The sequence below is a fragment of the Parapedobacter sp. ISTM3 genome (genome assembly GCF_016533505.1).
Classification (GTDB): Bacteria; Bacteroidota; Bacteroidia; order Sphingobacteriales; family Sphingobacteriaceae; genus Parapedobacter; species Parapedobacter luteus.
Genome location: NZ_JAENGN010000007.1, coordinates 267,815 through 283,200 on the forward strand (window position 1 = coordinate 267,815; position 15,386 = coordinate 283,200).

General features: G+C 56.6%; 18 protein-coding genes. 8 read left to right on the forward strand and 10 right to left on the reverse strand.

The features are described 5' to 3' along the window. Positions 1 to 45 precede the first annotated feature (45 nt). From JHJ32_RS12055 to JHJ32_RS12070, 4 genes are all read right to left on the reverse strand, one after another. Positions 46 to 4,125 (reverse strand): hybrid sensor histidine kinase/response regulator transcription factor, encoded by a 4,080-nt coding sequence (locus JHJ32_RS12055; protein WP_200121110.1) that lies wholly within the window; start codon positions 4,123 to 4,125, stop codon positions 46 to 48. Between the two features lie 143 nt (positions 4,126 to 4,268). Beyond that, entirely contained in the window at positions 4,269 to 5,462 is a 1,194-nt protein-coding gene (locus JHJ32_RS12060; RefSeq protein WP_200121111.1) for an ATP-binding protein, read from the reverse strand. Between the two features lie 126 nt (positions 5,463 to 5,588). Further along, positions 5,589 to 6,026 carry a hypothetical protein gene (locus JHJ32_RS12065; RefSeq protein ID WP_200121112.1) on the reverse strand — a complete coding sequence of 146 codons (438 nt, stop codon included), beginning with the start codon at positions 6,024 to 6,026 and terminating at the stop codon, positions 5,589 to 5,591. Beyond that, complete coding sequence (locus tag JHJ32_RS12070; RefSeq protein ID WP_200121113.1) at positions 5,995 to 6,471, reverse strand: hypothetical protein; 477 nt, start codon at positions 6,469 to 6,471, stop codon at positions 5,995 to 5,997. The genes JHJ32_RS12065 and JHJ32_RS12070 overlap by 32 nt, the downstream gene beginning before the upstream one ends. Here JHJ32_RS12070 and JHJ32_RS12075 point away from each other — a divergent pair. The 5 genes from JHJ32_RS12075 (at position 6,470) to JHJ32_RS12095 (ending at position 9,477) form a co-directional block, all read left to right on the forward strand. Continuing rightward, positions 6,470 to 7,237: a hypothetical protein gene (locus tag JHJ32_RS12075; protein WP_200121114.1), complete on the forward strand. Its 768-nt coding sequence runs from the start codon at positions 6,470 to 6,472 to the stop codon at positions 7,235 to 7,237. The two genes, JHJ32_RS12070 and JHJ32_RS12075, sit on opposite strands and share 2 nt — an antisense overlap. Then, positions 7,234 to 7,668, forward strand: a complete 435-nt coding sequence (locus tag JHJ32_RS12080; RefSeq protein ID WP_233632620.1) for a DUF5675 family protein — start codon at positions 7,234 to 7,236, stop codon at positions 7,666 to 7,668. The genes JHJ32_RS12075 and JHJ32_RS12080 overlap by 4 nt, the downstream gene beginning before the upstream one ends. Positions 7,669 to 7,821: 153 nt before the next feature. Continuing rightward, a complete protein-coding gene (locus JHJ32_RS12085) occupies positions 7,822 to 7,968 on the forward strand; it encodes a hypothetical protein (RefSeq protein WP_176146176.1) in 147 nt (48 codons plus the stop codon). Next, on the forward strand, positions 7,958 to 8,128 hold the full coding sequence (locus JHJ32_RS12090) for a hypothetical protein (protein WP_176146175.1): 171 nt from the start codon (positions 7,958 to 7,960) through the stop codon (positions 8,126 to 8,128). The genes JHJ32_RS12085 and JHJ32_RS12090 overlap by 11 nt, the downstream gene beginning before the upstream one ends. A gap of 140 nt (positions 8,129 to 8,268) precedes the next feature. Beyond that, on the forward strand, positions 8,269 to 9,477 hold the full coding sequence (locus JHJ32_RS12095) for an ATP-binding protein (RefSeq protein ID WP_200121115.1): 1,209 nt from the start codon (positions 8,269 to 8,271) through the stop codon (positions 9,475 to 9,477). An 8-nt stretch (positions 9,478 to 9,485) separates the two neighbouring features. Here the strand turns inward: JHJ32_RS12095 and JHJ32_RS12100 are convergent, their stop codons facing one another. Next, a complete protein-coding gene (locus JHJ32_RS12100; protein WP_200121116.1) occupies positions 9,486 to 9,680 on the reverse strand; it encodes a hypothetical protein in 195 nt (64 codons plus the stop codon). Positions 9,681 to 9,983: 303 nt separating this feature from the next. On the opposite strand from JHJ32_RS12100, the gene JHJ32_RS12105 reads away from it, so the two are divergent. Then, positions 9,984 to 10,217, forward strand: coding sequence for a hypothetical protein (locus JHJ32_RS12105; protein WP_200121117.1), 234 nt, complete (start codon positions 9,984 to 9,986; stop codon positions 10,215 to 10,217). Positions 10,218 to 10,221: 4 nt separating this feature from the next. Here JHJ32_RS12105 and JHJ32_RS12110 read toward each other — a convergent pair whose 3' ends face one another. The 4 genes from JHJ32_RS12110 to JHJ32_RS12125 form a co-directional block, all read right to left on the reverse strand. After that, positions 10,222 to 10,956, reverse strand: a complete 735-nt coding sequence (locus JHJ32_RS12110; protein ID WP_079717038.1) for a LytTR family DNA-binding domain-containing protein — start codon at positions 10,954 to 10,956, stop codon at positions 10,222 to 10,224. Then, positions 10,949 to 12,025: a hypothetical protein gene (locus tag JHJ32_RS12115; RefSeq protein ID WP_200121118.1), complete on the reverse strand. Its 1,077-nt coding sequence runs from the start codon at positions 12,023 to 12,025 to the stop codon at positions 10,949 to 10,951. Before JHJ32_RS12115 ends, JHJ32_RS12110 begins: the two co-directional genes overlap by 8 nt. 12 nt (positions 12,026 to 12,037) lie before the next feature. Continuing rightward, positions 12,038 to 13,120, reverse strand: coding sequence for a hypothetical protein (locus JHJ32_RS12120; RefSeq protein WP_200121119.1), 1,083 nt, complete (start codon positions 13,118 to 13,120; stop codon positions 12,038 to 12,040). An 88-nt stretch (positions 13,121 to 13,208) separates the two neighbouring features. After that, positions 13,209 to 13,349, reverse strand: coding sequence for a hypothetical protein (locus tag JHJ32_RS12125; protein WP_200121120.1), 141 nt, complete (start codon positions 13,347 to 13,349; stop codon positions 13,209 to 13,211). Positions 13,350 to 13,597: 248 nt separating this feature from the next. Between JHJ32_RS12125 and JHJ32_RS23185 the strand changes: the two genes are divergently transcribed. After that, positions 13,598 to 14,590, forward strand: a complete 993-nt coding sequence (locus JHJ32_RS23185) for an AraC family transcriptional regulator (RefSeq protein WP_200121121.1) — start codon at positions 13,598 to 13,600, stop codon at positions 14,588 to 14,590. Here the strand turns inward: JHJ32_RS23185 and JHJ32_RS23020 are convergent. Next, the gene (locus tag JHJ32_RS23020) at positions 14,577 to 14,711 is read right to left on the reverse strand and encodes a hypothetical protein (protein WP_255539756.1); all 135 of its coding nucleotides are present in this window, start codon (positions 14,709 to 14,711) and stop codon (positions 14,577 to 14,579) included. The two genes, JHJ32_RS23185 and JHJ32_RS23020, sit on opposite strands and share 14 nt — an antisense overlap. A 294-nt stretch (positions 14,712 to 15,005) precedes the next feature. On the opposite strand from JHJ32_RS23020, the gene JHJ32_RS12135 reads away from it, so the two are divergent. Beyond that, a complete protein-coding gene (locus JHJ32_RS12135; protein WP_200121122.1) occupies positions 15,006 to 15,245 on the forward strand; it encodes a hypothetical protein in 240 nt (79 codons plus the stop codon). Positions 15,246 to 15,386: the final 141 nt, after the last annotated feature.

Below are 15,386 nucleotides of genomic sequence, written 5' to 3' on the forward strand. Positions count from 1 at the left end.
AAAAACCTCCTGAAATGGGGGTAAAAATGTATGGGGGGCCTTATCTCACGGGTTTTCAGCCAGGTCGGCGATAAAGTCAGAAGGCGAGACGCCGAATTGCTTGCGGAATTCCCTGCTGAAGTATTTGCGGTCGCTGAAGCCCACGGCAAACGCCGTTTCGGCAATGTTGTGGTGTCCGTTGCGGAATCGTTCGGCCGCCTGCTGCAGGCGCACCGCCTTGATGAAGTTGGCGATGGACAGGCTGGTGACGGCGCGCATCTTGTCGTAGAGCACACTTTTGCTCATGCCCACTTCGCTGGCCAGTTCGGGCACGCCGAAGGCGGGGTCGTCGAGGTGGGCATTAATGATGTCCAGCAGCCTGCGTATAAACTTTTCTTCGCTGGTAGCGGCGGTTACGCCCAGTGGGTCCAGCGTCAGCTGGGCGCTGTATTTGCGGCGCTGCGCGTCCTTTGCGGCAAGGAGGTTTCGGACCTGCAGCTCCAGCAGATCCGGGTTAAACGGCTTGGTGAGGTAGCCGTCGGCCCCGCTTTGCCAGCCTTCCAGCTGGTGTGCGTCCATCGTCCGCGCGGTCAGTAGGACCACCGGGATGTGGTCGGTTCGCGCATCCGTTTTGACCCGGTCGCAGAAGGCCAGCCCGTCGGTGCGGGGCATCATCACGTCGGTGATGACCAGGTCTGGCATATGGGCCATCACGGCCTCCCAGCCCGCTTCGCCGTCCGGTGCGCATACCACGCGGTACTGGCCGGACAGGATGCTGTGCAGAAACGCCCGCATATCGGCATGGTCATCCACCACCAGCACCGTCTTCCCGTGGCCAGCAGGACGCCGCCCGGCAGGTTCGCCGGCATCGGGGCGGTCGTTGAGGTGGCTTTTTGCCGCTTCCACCAGCCCATCCGGCAGGCGGTTGGCATCCGTCACGAGGTGGCCGTTGACGGGCAGGCGCACGATGCATTCGGTGAAGCCGCCCCGCTGCTGTACGTCAATGGCGCCGTGGTGCAGCTCTACGATTTTCTTTGATAGTGCCAGTCCGATGCCCGTTCCCACCGCATGCCGTTCATTTTTCGGCGATTGCCAGAAGGGCTCAAACCACAGCTTGCGCTCGCCGTCGGTCACCGGCCGCCCCTGGTTTGCCACGGTCACTTCCACCCAATCCTTGCCCCGCACCCGCCTGCGGCCTACGCGTACGGCTATCTTACCGCCCGGGTTTACAAACTTGATGGCATTGTCCATCAGGTTGGAGAACACCTTTTCGAGCTGGTCGGCATCCGCCCAGCAGGCCAGCCCCGGGCAAGCATCCACCCATTCCACGGCTACCTGCTTGCTCTCGCAGAGCCCCACAAAAGCGCCGTACACCTCGCGCAGCAGGGCACTTACCGTTACCTCCGAATAGTACAGCTTCAACTTGCCGTTTTCGATCTTCCGGAAGTCCAGCAGTTCATTCACCAGCTTTTTGAGGCGGTGGGCATTGGTGCTCATCAGCTGCAGCTGCCCGTCTACCTCCGGATTGCCCGACCCCCGTGCTACCATGCGCTCCAGCGGAGCGGTGATCAGCGTCAGGGGCGTACGTATTTCGTGCGATATGTAGGTAAAAAACTCCAGTTTCCGGTGTTCGTGGTGCAGGTCGCGCCTGAGCAGCTCCTTACTGCGGATATACCACAGCGTGGAGGAGGCTATGACAAGGAATCCGGTGCCGTAGAGCAGATAAGCCCACCAGGTTTTCCAGAGCGGAGGCAGCACGGTGATGCCGATGCTGGCCGGCGCGCTCCACACCCCGTCACTGTTTGCCGCCCTTACACGGAAGACATACGCGCCCGGCGCGAGGTTGGTATAGCTGGCCATCCGTTCCTGCCCCACCTCATGCCATACGGACGGTTCGTCCAGCCCCTCCAGCTGATAGGCGTAGGTGTTGTTTTCCGGATTGAGGTAGTTGATCCCCGCGTATTGGATGGCCATGTAATTCTGCTGGTGCGTAAGCGTGATGTGGTCTATCTCGGCGATGCTCTTTGTCAGGGGGCCTCCACCCTGTGGGTCTACCATGACGGGCTTATTTCGCACCAGCAGGTTGGTAAACACCAGCCTCGGGGGGTTGCTGTTGCGGTAAATGCGGTCTGGCGCGAAGTGCGTGAGCCCGTTTATTCCACCGAAATACAATTCGCCGTCGGCCGCCACAAACCCCGCATTGGGCAGGTACATGTCTCCCGCCAGCCCCTGCTGCGACGTATAGTGAGTCACCGAGAGATCTCCGGGGGCGAAGGGCGGGTTGAAGCGGTTGATCCGCACCTGAAAAAGGCCATCATCCGTGCTCACCCACAAGTGGCCGTCTCGGTCTTCAAGTATGGTGTGCACCACATCGTCGGTAAGGCCGAGCGAATGGTCCAATGGATAAAAAGTACCCTGCCTGTGGTCAAAAAAGTACATGCCGCCACCCTCGGTGCCCACCCACAGGCGGCCATGCCTATCGCGGGTGATTGCATGGAAGTTGTTATTCTTCAGTGTGTTGCCTGCCTGCTTGTAAAAGCGCCTGCCCACGGTGCCACTGGAGCGATGGATATGATCCAGCCCGTTTTGCGTAGCCACCCACAGTCCGCCCCCGCCGTCTGCCAGCAGGGCATTCACAAAATTGTCCGACAGGCCGGAGCCGTCGGCGTGCCGCTGGAAGTGCCTGATGGCCTTTCCGTCATGGGGGATGAAGTACAAGCCATCGCCGTTGGCCCCCACCCACACGCCCTCGGGCAGGGGCAGGATGCAGTTGATGAGCCGCGCGCTGAGCTTTCCCTGGGAGATCTGCAGGGGAAACCATTCAAAACCGCCGGACTTTGGGTCGAAGGTAAACAAGCCATTCAACGTGCCCAGCCACAGCCGTCCGGTATCGTCTTTGGCTAAGCTTTTGATGTGCTGGTTTGCCAGTCCGCGGCCGTCCCACGGCAGCTCATAGTGCCGTATTCTGCCCGTCCGGCGGTCCAGGTGGTGCAGGCCGCCGCCAAACGTAGCTACCCATAGGCCATCAGGCCCGTCGGGCACCATCGCATGCACGGTGCGGTGATGGAAACCCGCGTTGCTCCCTTCGCGCCCGCCGATGTGCTGGAAGTTTGCATTATTGGGCGTGAGGTAGCTGATTCCACCCGAAAACGTGCCCACCCAGAGGTTACCGTCGCGATCGCGCATCAGGCTCCATACGCTATTGTCGTAGAGCGAATGCGCATTTTCGGGGTCGTGGGTATAATTTGAAAACGCGCCCGTTTTGGGGTCAAGCACACTGATGCCGCCACGGGTACCCACCCATAGCCGGCCTGCGCCGTCAAAGAGCATGTCGCGGATCATGTTGGATGTCAGGGCGCTGTTGTGTTCATTGTAATCAACCACCACGTCATTTTGCGGCTGGAAATGCATGAGGCCATCCTCCTCCGTGCCTATCCACACGGTGCCATCGGCAGCTTCCCTGATCAGCAGCACCTTGGCATGCCGGAGCGCAGGGTGGTGCCGGAGTGCGGGCGGCAGCGGCAGCTCGCGCCGGCTTGCCGGGTCAAAGAGGCGCACACCGTGTGTGGTACCCACCCACAGGCGATGTTTCCGATCCACGATCAGGCCGTACGCTGTGCCTTCAAACAGGGGTTTTCCGCGCAGGCGGTAGGCCACGTCGTCCACGGCAAAGACCCCCGCGAAGGTAGACGCCCAGAAGTTTCCCGCGGCGTCTTCGACGATTCCGGAGATAAAGTTTTTGCCACCTTTCAGGTGGGTCTCACCGATGTAGGCAAACGATTCAGTCGTGGGATGATACACATTGAGTCCATTGGCCGTGGCCACCCACAGCCTGCCCTGGCGGTCTTCGTGCAGCGCGGTCACCCGCCCGCGGCTGATGGTGCTGTCGGGTCCTTCGCCATTGCGGAAGTTCTTGAACGTATAGCCGTCGTACCGTGTGAGGCCCTTCCAGTTGCCGATCCAGATGAACCCTTTGCGGTCCTGCAGCATGGCCGAGACGGGGCTTTGCACCAATCCGTCGGTGAAAGACAGGTGCCTGAACACCGGCGGGTCGGGCAGTCCGCCAACGGCCGCGGTTGTACCAGCCTGCAGGCCTTCCGCACACAGGCAGCACCAACACAGCAACAATAATCGGGCAGTCATCATAATCAAGGCCTCTCCTTTAGCCAGGGGGTAGCATGGCTTTATCGTACAAAGGTAGCTATTGGGTCGCTTCCGGCCAAGCGCGGGCGTACATTGAATTTTTACCAAGGGGGATTAAGCCAAGGGCGAGCGGCAGTGCGCTTACGTCAATAAAGCATCCCGAACAGCCAAAGCGGTATTTTATGGCCATTGCCCACCTCGATGTCGTCCGCAGCCACATATGCATTTGGCATATCGGCAATTTGGTTGAAATTCTTCTTCGCGCCACCTACCTCAAACACATACTGACTGTCTACGATGAAGTCGCCCTGTTTGGCCAGGTCTACCCGTTGGCCAGCGTTGCGGAGCTGGTTTACAAAAAAGCTTTCGCGGATACTGCCTGCGTTTTTGGGCTGGGTAGAAAGGGCATAAAATAGATTGGGGTTGTCCAGCAGCAGCTTGCCGGGCTTTTCCAGCGGGCCGAGGCCCTTGCCTTCAAGATAGACCAGTTGGATCAATTTGGCCTTTTCTAGGTAGTGCAGGTATTGGATCAGTGTGGTCCTGCTCATTCCGATGGTCTTGGCAAGCGCCGAGATGTTGGGCTTAAAGGGTACCTGGGTGGCCAGGCTAGCCAACAGTTGGTTAATTTTACGGGTCTGTTGCTTATCGATATCTTCGATGAAGGCCAGGTCATAAGCGATGGTCAGGTTTACCACATTGGCCAGTTGGAGGGGGTAGCCTGCCAAATCCTCTTTATAATAGGGGTAGTACCCGTAGGCAAGGTACTGGCCGAATACTTTGATGGGCTTCATGTCATTCAGTTCAACGGCCAGCGCTACGTGGTTTTCCAGCACATCTTCCAAGGAGACCGCAGGCTGTTCAACCTGGTATTCGAAGGAAAGGAACTCGCGGAACGAAAAGCCCGCAAGGTGATGGATGTGAGCACGTCTGCTCAGGTCGACCTCCAAGGAAAGCATCTCGATGATTGAAGATCCCGTGAACACCACGTGGATATCCCGGTAGAAGTCGTACAGATTTTTAAGCTCGCGGGCCCAGCCGTCGTATTTATGTACCTCATCAACAAACAGGTACCTGCCGCCGGATTTACGGAATGCTTCCGCCGTTTCCACGAGCGTATGACTAGTAAAATAGAGGTCGTCCAAACTGATGTACAGCTTTTCATCGTCAGCTACGTCGAGCATTTTCATGCGCTGTAGCATCAACGTCGTTTTGCCGGCACCCCGAGCCCCCAAAATACCGATCAGCCTGTTCTGCCAGTTGATGCGTTGGAGGAGCGACCGCTGGAAGCCCAGTTCGGTTTGTCGCAACAAGATAGCAGATTTTTCCTTGAGGATATCCATTTGTAAATTGTCTTTTAAGAAAGACAAAATTACCAAAAAATGTTTTTATAAGAAGACATTTTATTTGGCGCGCCGAGGAAAGCAAGAACTTGTCCGGAAACTCAACCGTGCATGCTGCGATAATTTTTAGGAAGCGCAGGTAGGTGCGGCCACATCGGCCTTGGAGAGGTATTCGTACCCGCGGTATAATATCAATATTTCCATCACTACGGCCGGGATCATGATCACATAGCTCACAAAGAAGAGCACCACGGTGACCAGCAGGCAGCCCACGATGATTTCCAGGATACCCGCCACGCGGGAGAGCTCGCCCATGCCGTCCTGCAGGCGGATAAGCGACAGGCCGAAGACGATGCTCAGCGCACCGAACAATACCGAGGCTACGGCGTAAGGGAGCAGGTACGCCTCGGCATCCGCGGCTGACAACGGTAGGTGACCGCTTGGTGGCTTTTCTTGCCCAGCTCTCTCAATATCTGTTGTCTGTAACGCTGTTTGTATATGCCTAAGCACATGCGCGTGACCGATGGGGGCATTATCGAAATGGATAAGCCGCTTTCGGACCATAAGCCTGTGTGGGCGGCGCTGCGTATCCATTGAGCTTCGGCTTCATCGCGTAAATCCCTGCGACGATTCGCACTTCGAACTCCGGATTGGCCGGCACGCCGCCGAATCCCGGCGGTCTCCCTGCATGCGTCTCTCCCGACACGTTGCCGACGGTTTCCCGTTGTGGTGCCGTCTTTCGGTGTTTTTGCCGGGGCAGGGTGGGGTATCGCCGGGATATCACCGGGATGACACACGGGTGTGGGGTAAGGGGAGGTGGGATCGCGCACGGACCGGCGGAGGATGCCGGGTAGCCCTGCCCGCGCCGGTTGCCCGCAGCGGCCCGGCAAAAACGTCGTTTCACGCCAAAAGCGGCATCCCGCGACATTTGCGTCATTACGCGCCATCCGCGACAGCGGCCGGTGTGCCCCTCCCGATCTTTGTGCTGTTGTTCAAATGATCGTATCATGGCACAACAGGAAAGTATCATTAAATTAAAAGGAAGGATCGGGGATCTGACCTTTTACGAAACCAAAGACGGGTACCAGGCACGGCAAGTCAAGGGGGTGAGCCCCCAGCGTATTGCCACGGACCCCAACTATCAGCGTACACGGGAAAACAACGCTGAATTTGCCACGGGTGCGGCGGCCGCCAAACGGCTGCGCGACACGTTGCGGCCGATGATCCTGCTCACCTATGATCCCAAGATGCCGGCGCGGCTTTTCAGCCGGGTGATGCGGGTGGTCAAGGCCGATTCGGTGAGCGACCGCGGTGAGCGGCAGGTGCTGCCGGGCAACCTGGGGTTGCTCAGCCAGTTCGGGTTCAACGTGGGCGCATCGCTGGCCAGTACGCTCTTCGTGGTGCCCGAGTGCACGGTAGACCGGGAGGCGGGCAGCGTGACGCTCAACATCCCGTCGTTGGTTCCGTCGCTTACCATCGGGGCACCCAAAGGAGCCACGCACTTTCAGTTCAATTTCGGTGCGGCCGTCATTGATTTCGACACGGAAGGCGAAGGCAACGGATCGGCCATCGCCATGGCCGAAAGCGGGACCGGCCTGCTGACGGCCGAGACCTTTGCGCCTACGACGCTCACGGCGGCAATCCCAGCGGCTAGCGAGCTGCCGCTGTTTGTCCTGTTCGGTATTTCCTTTTATCAGGAGGTAAACGGCAAGCTGTATCCGCTCAACAATGGGGCGTACAATCCCGTTGACATCATCCGGATCGACGTGGTATGATGGAGCTGCATCTCAGGCGCCGCTACTACCCGGAGGGTACCAACGGCGAGATCAGCTATCAACACCGCGCAGTATGCGCCTGCATCGAGCTGCCCTGGCGCGGCAACCGCCGGTTTATCAGCTGCATCCCGGAGGGCCGCTACCGCCTGGTAAAGCGCATGCACAGCCGTTGGGGCGAGCAGTTGGCCGTGGCCAACGTGCCGGGGCGTGAGGGCATCCTTATCCACCCGGCCAATGATGCGCTTACCCAACTGCAGGGGTGCATTGCGCCGGTTACCAAGTGTACCGCGCCGGGCGCGGGCCAGTACAGCCGGGTGGCACTGGACCGGCTGAAGGACCTCGTCTATCCGGTACTGGATGCCGGCGAGGAAGTGTGGCTGGTGATCGTGGCAGCGTCGGTGGTAGGAAGACAGGTGACCGGTAATCCGTGAATCGTGATGAAAAACAACGAAAAGGCATCCGCCCCTCGGGGAGCGGCGGATGCCACGCCCGTCCGGGCGACAGCCGGACAACCGGCCGTACCGTGGTGGGTATCGCTTCGGCAGGGGCTGCAGCTGGCCAGTCAGCTGGTTGTCGCCTCGCCGGTGCGGCTACCGTCCAAGGTAGTGACCGCGGCCAAGTACGTGAGCCTGGCATTGGGTCTTTGGGAAAGCTTCGACCTGCAGCCCGATGCGCCACCTGGTGTGGCGGCCAAGGAAGACGGCGAAGCGGAGGCTCCCGATGCGCCATGACCTCAGGCTGGGCACGGCCGCAGGCACGCTGCTGAGCGCCCTGCCCCACATCGGCACCGATGAGCTGCTGAAGACCGCCATCCTTGCCGCCGTGGGCGCCACGGCCAGCTTCGTGATGAGCCTCGTGCTCCATCGGCTGCGCCGATCGCGCCGCCGGTAAACCAAGCCGCTCCCAATTCGCCGGGGGCGGCTTTTATCATTGGCCTGCATCATGTTTATAATTTAAGGAAATGATAGGAAAAGTTATAATTGTGATTATAACTTTTGTATATTTGTTAAGCATTTAAAACATATTTACATATGAATGTTCCGGCCAATATCATTTCCAGAGATCATTACCTTCAGCAAATACTGCCATTTGCGCGAAAAAACCTGATCAAGGTTTTAAGTGGCCAGCGCCGGGTAGGTAAGAGCTACCTGCTCTTTCAATTGATGCAGCATATTCAACAAGAAGAGCCATCCGCATCCATTATTTACATCAATAAGGAAGACCTACGATTTGATGCTATTCGCAATGCGAATGACTTAAATGAATTTGTGACTGCGCGTTTGCGTGAAGGGCAGCGCAATTACATTTTCATAGATGAAATACAGGATATAGAAGATTTTGAAAAAGCATTGCGTTCGCTTTTGCTTAATCCAGCGAACGACCTTTACATCACGGGTAGCAATGCGACCATGCTGTCCGGAGAACTCGCTACCTATTTAAGTGGCCGCTATATTGAGTTTACGATATATAGCTTATCCTATGTGGAGTTTCTGCATTTTCATGGGTTGCCGGATGACGATGTGAATTTCGAACTGTACTTACGCTACGGCGGGTTGCCCTACCTGGTGAACCTTCCACTGGCAGAGCACGCATTCGAATATATTAAAGGAGTTTATTCCACTATTGTGTATCGTGATGTGGTAAGCCGTTTCAATGTCCGCAATACCCAATTTCTGGAGAAGCTAATCCAGTTTCTTGCTGATCAGATCGGCAGCCTGTTTTCTGCCAAACGTATCAGTGATTTTCTCAAATCACAACGGGTTAACCTGGCACCTAATCAAATACAGCAATATGTTTCCTACCTGGTCAGTGCATTTGTCATCCATGAAGTGGGGCGGTATGACCTGATTGGCAAGCGCATTTTTGAGATAGGCCATAAGTACTATTTTGAAAATACGGGCATACGCAATGTAATAAGTGGCTATACTGCCGCGGATCGGGGCAAGCTGCTGGAAAATGTGGTTTACAATCACCTGGCGTTTTGTGGCTATTCAGTAAAGGTAGGAGTCCTACAAGCTTTGGAGATAGATTTTATAGGCGAGCGCCGTGGCGAAAAAGTTTACGTCCAGGTGGCGTTAAACCTCCATGAGCCGGATACGATAACGCGTGAATTTGGCAACTTGCTCAAAATAGAAGACAACTATCCTAAATACGTTGTATCCACCGAGCCTTTTTCGGGAAACACGTACCAAGGAATTATCCATCTTACGGTCAGGGAGTTTTTAACCGGCTTCCATTGAGCTGGCCGCTAATCCACCACCCGCATCACCTCTTCCACCTCCAAGCCCATGTAATCCGCAAATTCCTGTATGGATACCGGCTGGTGCGGCAGTTTGCCCAGCACGAAATGAATGTCTTTGAGCAGCCGCTGCGATGCGCGGATGCTCTTGCCCGTGATGATGCTCACATCGTGGGGCAGGATGATGAGCCGTTTTTTCTTCATAATAGATGGGTCATAGTTCGATCGGTTTGGTGCCGCGGGCGATAATTTCGTATCTTAGCGACGAGTTAGGTTAGTTTTTCAGGTATACATTTAAAAACGAACGGTTTGATCAGATAAGTATTGAATTGACATATCATTAACTATAGCGACAGCTATTTTTTCCGCAACCAAATACTACCAAATTGCGAACAACACGGAAGAAAATCTGCTGGACGCCCGGTCATGCGGGCGCCGGACTTTCTGTGTTGGCCGTTGGTAGCGGTCGGTTGCGGGAGTTTGGTTGCCCGCAGCTGTTTTATAACCATGGCCGAATCCCTTTCCCTTACCGACATTCTTCATCTCCCCATTGCCGGCATGCCCGGCTGGAGCAAAACATTCCGTGCGCGTTGCCGGGCGTGCCGCTTCACCACGCTGCAGGACATCGTTTCACTGGGTGCAGCCGAGGTTTCCCGGATCAAATACCTCGGGCCTGACTGTTTCCGTGAATTGGTGGATTTCCTGGATGAACGGGAGCTGTTGCTACTACTGCCGCGCTGACGGCTTATAACCGCTTGCTCTGTTTTATTCCGACCATCCGCATTTTCAGTTGTGCTTTGTATGTGCGGCCGATGGGGAGCACCTCTTTGACGTGATGCAGTTTCACCTCGCGGGCGGTAAAGGCTGCAATGAGGTGCAAAGGTACGACGTAGCTTTTGTGTATCTGCAGGAAACGCAGCTGCGGCAGTTGCTTTACCACTTCCTGCAGCGGTTTACGGAGCAGCAGGATATCTTCTCCCAGCAGGTGTACGTGCGTGTAGTTTCTTGCCGATTCGAGGTAGCGTATATCACTGTAGTACACCTTTACGCCCCCGCCATGTTGTTCGAAAACGGCGTAGTCGTCCAGTTGGTCATTGTTCAGGCTGCTGCCATTCAGCCTGCGCCAGGTTTTCCGGACCGCTTCTTTGAACAGTCCGTAGGAGAGCGGCTTGGTGAGGTAGTCTACCACGTCCAGCCGGTAGCCTTTTGTGGCATAGCTTGCCGAGTTGTGGGCCGTGACGAGGATTACAAGCGGTTGCCGTGGCAGGGATTCGATCATATCGAGGCTATCCATGTCGGGCAGCTTAATGTCTGTGATGAGCAGGTGCGCATCATGGTTCAGCAAGAAGTGCTGCGTATCCAGCGCTCTATCAAATGTCGCTACACATTCTGCGTTTTCGGTTTCGTCTACATACTTACCGAGCAGGCCTGCGGCGGTGGGGTCATCCTCCAGGATGACACAACGGATAGAATTAATCATAGGTGGTGTAGTTTATGGTTAAACGGATGGTGTATTGCTGTTCGTTTTCATCACGTTCCAGCGTGTGGTGGCAGCCGTCCAGCAGCAGCAGACTCTGCCGGACCAACTGCAGCCCCCGGCCGGTGGTGGGTTTGTCTGTAGCATGCGGCCGTTTCCAGTTGGTACATGTAAAGACCAGCCTGCCGGGCGTGAAGGCGATGTCGGCAAGAATGGGGTGGGCGGCGTCTACCCAACCGTGCGTATCGGCATTTTCCAGCAACGTGCTCAGCACCAGCGGGGCGATGATGTGCTCACGGGGTTCGCCTGATTTCCGGAGCTGAATAACGGGGCGATCGTTGTTGCGGCGTTTTATCGATTGGGCCATCTCTTCCAGCTGTTTCAGTGCACGGCTTGCATGGACCAGGGGAATGGATTTGTCCATCGCTTCCGCGATGAAGTCCCACGTCCGGGCAATGTAATTGATCTGTTCAGGTATATACGCATCGTTTAATTTCTCGGCGCGGCCTAATATATCGTGCAGCAGATGCCGGATGAAGTGAGACTGCGCGCTGTGCAGTACCTGATTCGCTTTCACGGTTACGATTGCCTTTTCATGCAGGGCCGCGGCGCGTTCCATTTCGCGGGTTCTCCGGCTTTTCAGCAGCAGCATGTAGAAAAACGAATAGATGAGCGTACCCATAAACACCGTGGTGTAGGCCGAGGTGGTCTTTGCCAGGAACTCGTCCCAGCGGAAGGGTACATGCGGTTTGTGAAGCCGGAGGCCCACGGCAGGGAGCACGAGGTAGACCGCGGCAAGGCTCAGGAGTGGAAAACCTGCGGTGAGCGCGATGGCCCAAACCACTCCTTTGCGGCGCGATTCGGGGTGTATGCACCACCGGGCGACCTGTGCGAAGAGCAGGCATGCGCCGCAGATGGATGCATTGATGGCCAGCCATGCCCAGCCGCCCCCCTTGCCAAAGCGTGCCCAGTTGGTGAGGTGGCTGGCCAGGCAGTAGGCCAGTGCCACTGTGATGAGCATCCAGACGGGGATATCCATCACCCGTTTGCTGAGCATGGTTTTCCAGTTCATTGTTGACGCTATTTAGGAGGTATGAATATCGGAAAAAAAGTGAATATTGTAGCTCCCCCAATATTGGCGGTACAGTTTCCAGGGCACGGGGTAGGTACAATACGAGGGAAGGTGCAGCAGGCAGGCGCGGTTTCCGGCCCGGTAGGTGGCCCACAGGCCCAGGTCGTCCAGATCAGGTGCCGGGTGCGGTTGGGGATCGAGGATAAGCTGGTTGTGTATGTTGAGCCAGCCTTCCCATTGCTCCGGTTGCCGGGCTACAAACGTGGCCAGCTGTGCGTAGAGGGTACGCGTGGCGCGGTCGGCAAAGTCGTGTTGCGTCTCGTTGGGCAGTGGCAGTAGGGACGGCAGGTGATGATAGGCGATGGAATGGCCGTACTGGAAGTGTTTATCGGGGGTACGCTCGCACAGTACGGGATGGATGGGTAGGCCGAGGCGGTGAGCCAGGGCCGCCATTCCCTTTCGCACGGCCATGCGTTGCAGGCCGAAGTCTACCTGGAGCAGGTTCCGGTAGACCTCGCCGGCCACGGTGGTGCCGGTATTGCCATCTATGTACACCAATAGGCTGCGGCCCTGTTTTGCCGCGCGGGCCATCTGGAAGAGTGCTTGGGGCTGCTCTGCATCAATGAGCTCCATGTCTAAGGTTATGCCCGCCTGTTGGGCCAGCGAGGTGTAGAGCGCCTGCATGGCCTGCTGCTCCTGCCGGTAGGCCCCGTTTGCCACGAGCAGGCTGAACGGTACACCCGCCCTCGCCAGGAGGTAGTTGATGAGGCGGTATGAACCGGTGTGGTAGGTACAGACGATGGCGGGGCAATGCCGCAGCCGGGCAGCCCACAGGTTGTCCCAGCCGCTGATGGTTAGTATATGCTCATACGGTGCATGTTCTACATCGATGAAGCTGAGCCGCCTGTTGGCATGCAGCTTGCGGAAGATTTCCGGATAGGCTTTTTTGGGTAGGAGGGGTACGATGTTGTGCAGGTTTGCGCTGTAGAACGCAAACTGGCGTTCGATGCGCTGCGAAGCCCTGCGGATGTCGAAGGTTTGATACGATTGGATAATATGCCGGCGCTGGGCCAGGATGGAATCTAATGTTTTCATCGGCGTTTTTTTTAAGTATGGTGTAAGGTGTTTCCAGCCGGGGGCTGGAAAAGGCGGGGCTCTGTGGAGGAGCCCCACTTTCATTGGTCTAGAGCGGCTCGAAGTCGCACTTCGGCTCGCGTGGCTTGTCATCTTCGCTCAGCCAGCCGTAGATGGCGTGCAGCGGGATGGGATTTTCCAGAATGGCGCCACCCATGTGGCGCCGCCCATTGGCAAACGGTGTGTCCATGCCTCTTTTTGATTTAAGATAAAACCATCGCCCGCTTTCCGTTTTAACGGGGCATCGGGCACCTTCCCCGTACCGCAATAATGGGGCATAGCGGGCGGCAAAAAAAATGGATGGGACAAACGGCCGGCAGGGCGAGTATCAACAACCAGAAACAGGGACAAGCTGCACAGGCGGCCGTTCGTCCCTGAAAACGGTCGTTCGTCCCTGCGGGTTTGGTTTGTTGGCGTGCCGGTGGTTAGTTTCGGGGTGTGCGGTTATCCCTACACATCGATTGCCCTGAAGCCCGCGTGCATGGCGGCGATGCCATACGAACGGCCGTGGCAAGTAGCACGTATCCGCTGCCGGGCGCGGAGGTGCGGTATTGGGTGGGGCGGGGTTGGCGCGTGCTGGAGCAGGGATATGACCTGCCCGACGTGTATGTGTGCAGCATCGAGGTAGCGGCCAGAGGCGATACGGTTCTTCCCATCCGCTGCCCGCAGCATGACCTGTATGGATTTTATGTGCTGGCGGGGAGTGTGAGGCTCACCGGAGCCGAGGCGCCCACCGCCGTATTGGACACCGCTGCCGGCCATTACCGGCTCAGCTACCTTCCTGCGGCGGCTTACCGCTGCCTTTTCGCCGCCGGCAAGCACCACGTTTTCTATTTCGTGGCCAAGGGCAGCGTACTCTTCCGGGAGGCCAGCCCCGAGCTGGGAGCGGATATTGCGCCAGTGGAGGCGCTGCGGGCACGGCTCGGTACCCCTAAAGTGAGCGCCAGCCTATCGATGGCCGGTATGGCGGGCGATGCCATCCGCCGGTTCCTCCGCCATCCGGGAGCTACCTACTTGCGGCGCTATGTCGCCATCCAAGCGCTTGTCATCACGTTATTGTTGCAGGCCTGCGAAGCGCTACGCGCACAGCCCGTGCCGGGGCAGGTGGGTTTGTCGCTTGCCCAGCGCATGCGCACCTATATCGATGAACGGGTAGCCGATGGCGGGGACGTTGACACGGCATCCGTGGCCCGCCGCTTCGCGGTATCCTACGTCTATGCTAAGATGATTTTCCGTAAACACATAGGCCAGCCCATCGGCGGATATATCCGTGGGTGTAAGCTGAAACAGGCCCGCTACATGCTCGAAGCCGGCGACAGCCCCACGCAGGCAGCGCGTTATGTCGGCTGGACACCCGCTTATTTTAGCCGGGCTTTCCGTGCCAAGTATGGGTATCCACCGGGGCAGCATAGAAATGCTATTTCTTCTTAAACAGAAAGACGATATATTTAAATCCACCGGCCGTGGGCACGGTGACGCCGATTTTTAACCGGGTGTCATTCAGCTCATATACCTGCAAGGCCACACTGTCGGCCCCGGCGCCTATGGTCATTTTCTTGGATGCTTCATCGTAGGCATAAGGCTGGTTTGCCAGCCCGTGCCCGCCAGCACATCGGCAGGATCGTCTTTGCTCCCATCGTCGTTTTTTTCACATGAAATAGCAGCGCAGCCGCAAAGCACCCGTAGTAGAAAACGAATCGATTTCATTATTTTTAATCAGCTATACGCTTACTTAAGCACGCTAAAGTAATCAATTTCCGGCATTTGCCGTACCATCAAATAAGTCAATAAATCCCGTATCAGATAAGTCAATACCTGCCTCTAAGGCTGTCCTACATTTGCTGATATGAAGGAAGCGAAAGACGTAAGTTTTATTATTCTTGGGGGAATTGCCGTAGCAGCCATCTGGTCGGTAACAGCCCTTTATTTCGAGTACGCCGGGCACTCCTGCATTGAAACTATTTTGTCCGAGTCGGGCACCGGTTGGTACTATGTTGATACACCGGTGGATTGCCCGCCGTGTAAAGCAAGGCATACGCGCTATCCGGCAAGATTGAATAAGATCACTCCATATGAATACACCTGAACATATACCATGAATAAGAAGACATTATATCTCGACATTGCGATCCGCGTACTTTTCGTGGCCCTTTATACGTATACGGCAGCGATGAAGCTGCTCGACTTTCCCGTGTACCGCATCAAGATGCGGCGCCAGCATTTTTTT

Excerpts from the sequence above, each read along its gene's own strand:
- JHJ32_RS12055 (WP_200121110.1), bottom strand. The coding sequence starts at position 4,125 with ATGATGACTGCCCGATTATTGTTGCTGTGTTGGTGCTGCCTGTGTGCG.
- JHJ32_RS12135 (WP_200121122.1), top strand. The coding sequence starts at position 15,006 with ATGAAGGAAGCGAAAGACGTAAGTTTTATTATTCTTGGGGGAATTGCC.
- JHJ32_RS12100 (WP_200121116.1), bottom strand. The coding sequence starts at position 9,680 with ATGAAGAAAAAACGGCTCATCATCCTGCCCCACGATGTGAGCATCATC.
- JHJ32_RS12110 (WP_079717038.1), bottom strand. The coding sequence starts at position 10,956 with ATGATTAATTCTATCCGTTGTGTCATCCTGGAGGATGACCCCACCGCC.
- JHJ32_RS12125 (WP_200121120.1), bottom strand. The coding sequence starts at position 13,349 with ATGGACACACCGTTTGCCAATGGGCGGCGCCACATGGGTGGCGCCATT.
- JHJ32_RS12105 (WP_200121117.1), top strand. The coding sequence starts at position 9,984 with ATGGCCGAATCCCTTTCCCTTACCGACATTCTTCATCTCCCCATTGCC.
- JHJ32_RS12080 (WP_233632620.1), top strand. The coding sequence starts at position 7,234 with ATGATGGAGCTGCATCTCAGGCGCCGCTACTACCCGGAGGGTACCAAC.
- JHJ32_RS12075 (WP_200121114.1), top strand. The coding sequence starts at position 6,470 with ATGGCACAACAGGAAAGTATCATTAAATTAAAAGGAAGGATCGGGGAT.
- JHJ32_RS12095 (WP_200121115.1), top strand. The coding sequence starts at position 8,269 with ATGAATGTTCCGGCCAATATCATTTCCAGAGATCATTACCTTCAGCAA.
- JHJ32_RS12060 (WP_200121111.1), bottom strand. The coding sequence starts at position 5,462 with ATGGATATCCTCAAGGAAAAATCTGCTATCTTGTTGCGACAAACCGAA.
- JHJ32_RS23020 (WP_255539756.1), bottom strand. The coding sequence starts at position 14,711 with ATGACCATAGGCGCCGGGGCCGACAGTGTGGCCTTGCAGGTATATGAG.
- JHJ32_RS12090 (WP_176146175.1), top strand. The coding sequence starts at position 7,958 with ATGCGCCATGACCTCAGGCTGGGCACGGCCGCAGGCACGCTGCTGAGC.
- JHJ32_RS12070 (WP_200121113.1), bottom strand. The coding sequence starts at position 6,471 with ATGATACGATCATTTGAACAACAGCACAAAGATCGGGAGGGGCACACC.
- JHJ32_RS12065 (WP_200121112.1), bottom strand. The coding sequence starts at position 6,026 with ATGGTCCGAAAGCGGCTTATCCATTTCGATAATGCCCCCATCGGTCAC.
- JHJ32_RS12120 (WP_200121119.1), bottom strand. The coding sequence starts at position 13,120 with ATGAAAACATTAGATTCCATCCTGGCCCAGCGCCGGCATATTATCCAA.
- JHJ32_RS12115 (WP_200121118.1), bottom strand. The coding sequence starts at position 12,025 with ATGAACTGGAAAACCATGCTCAGCAAACGGGTGATGGATATCCCCGTC.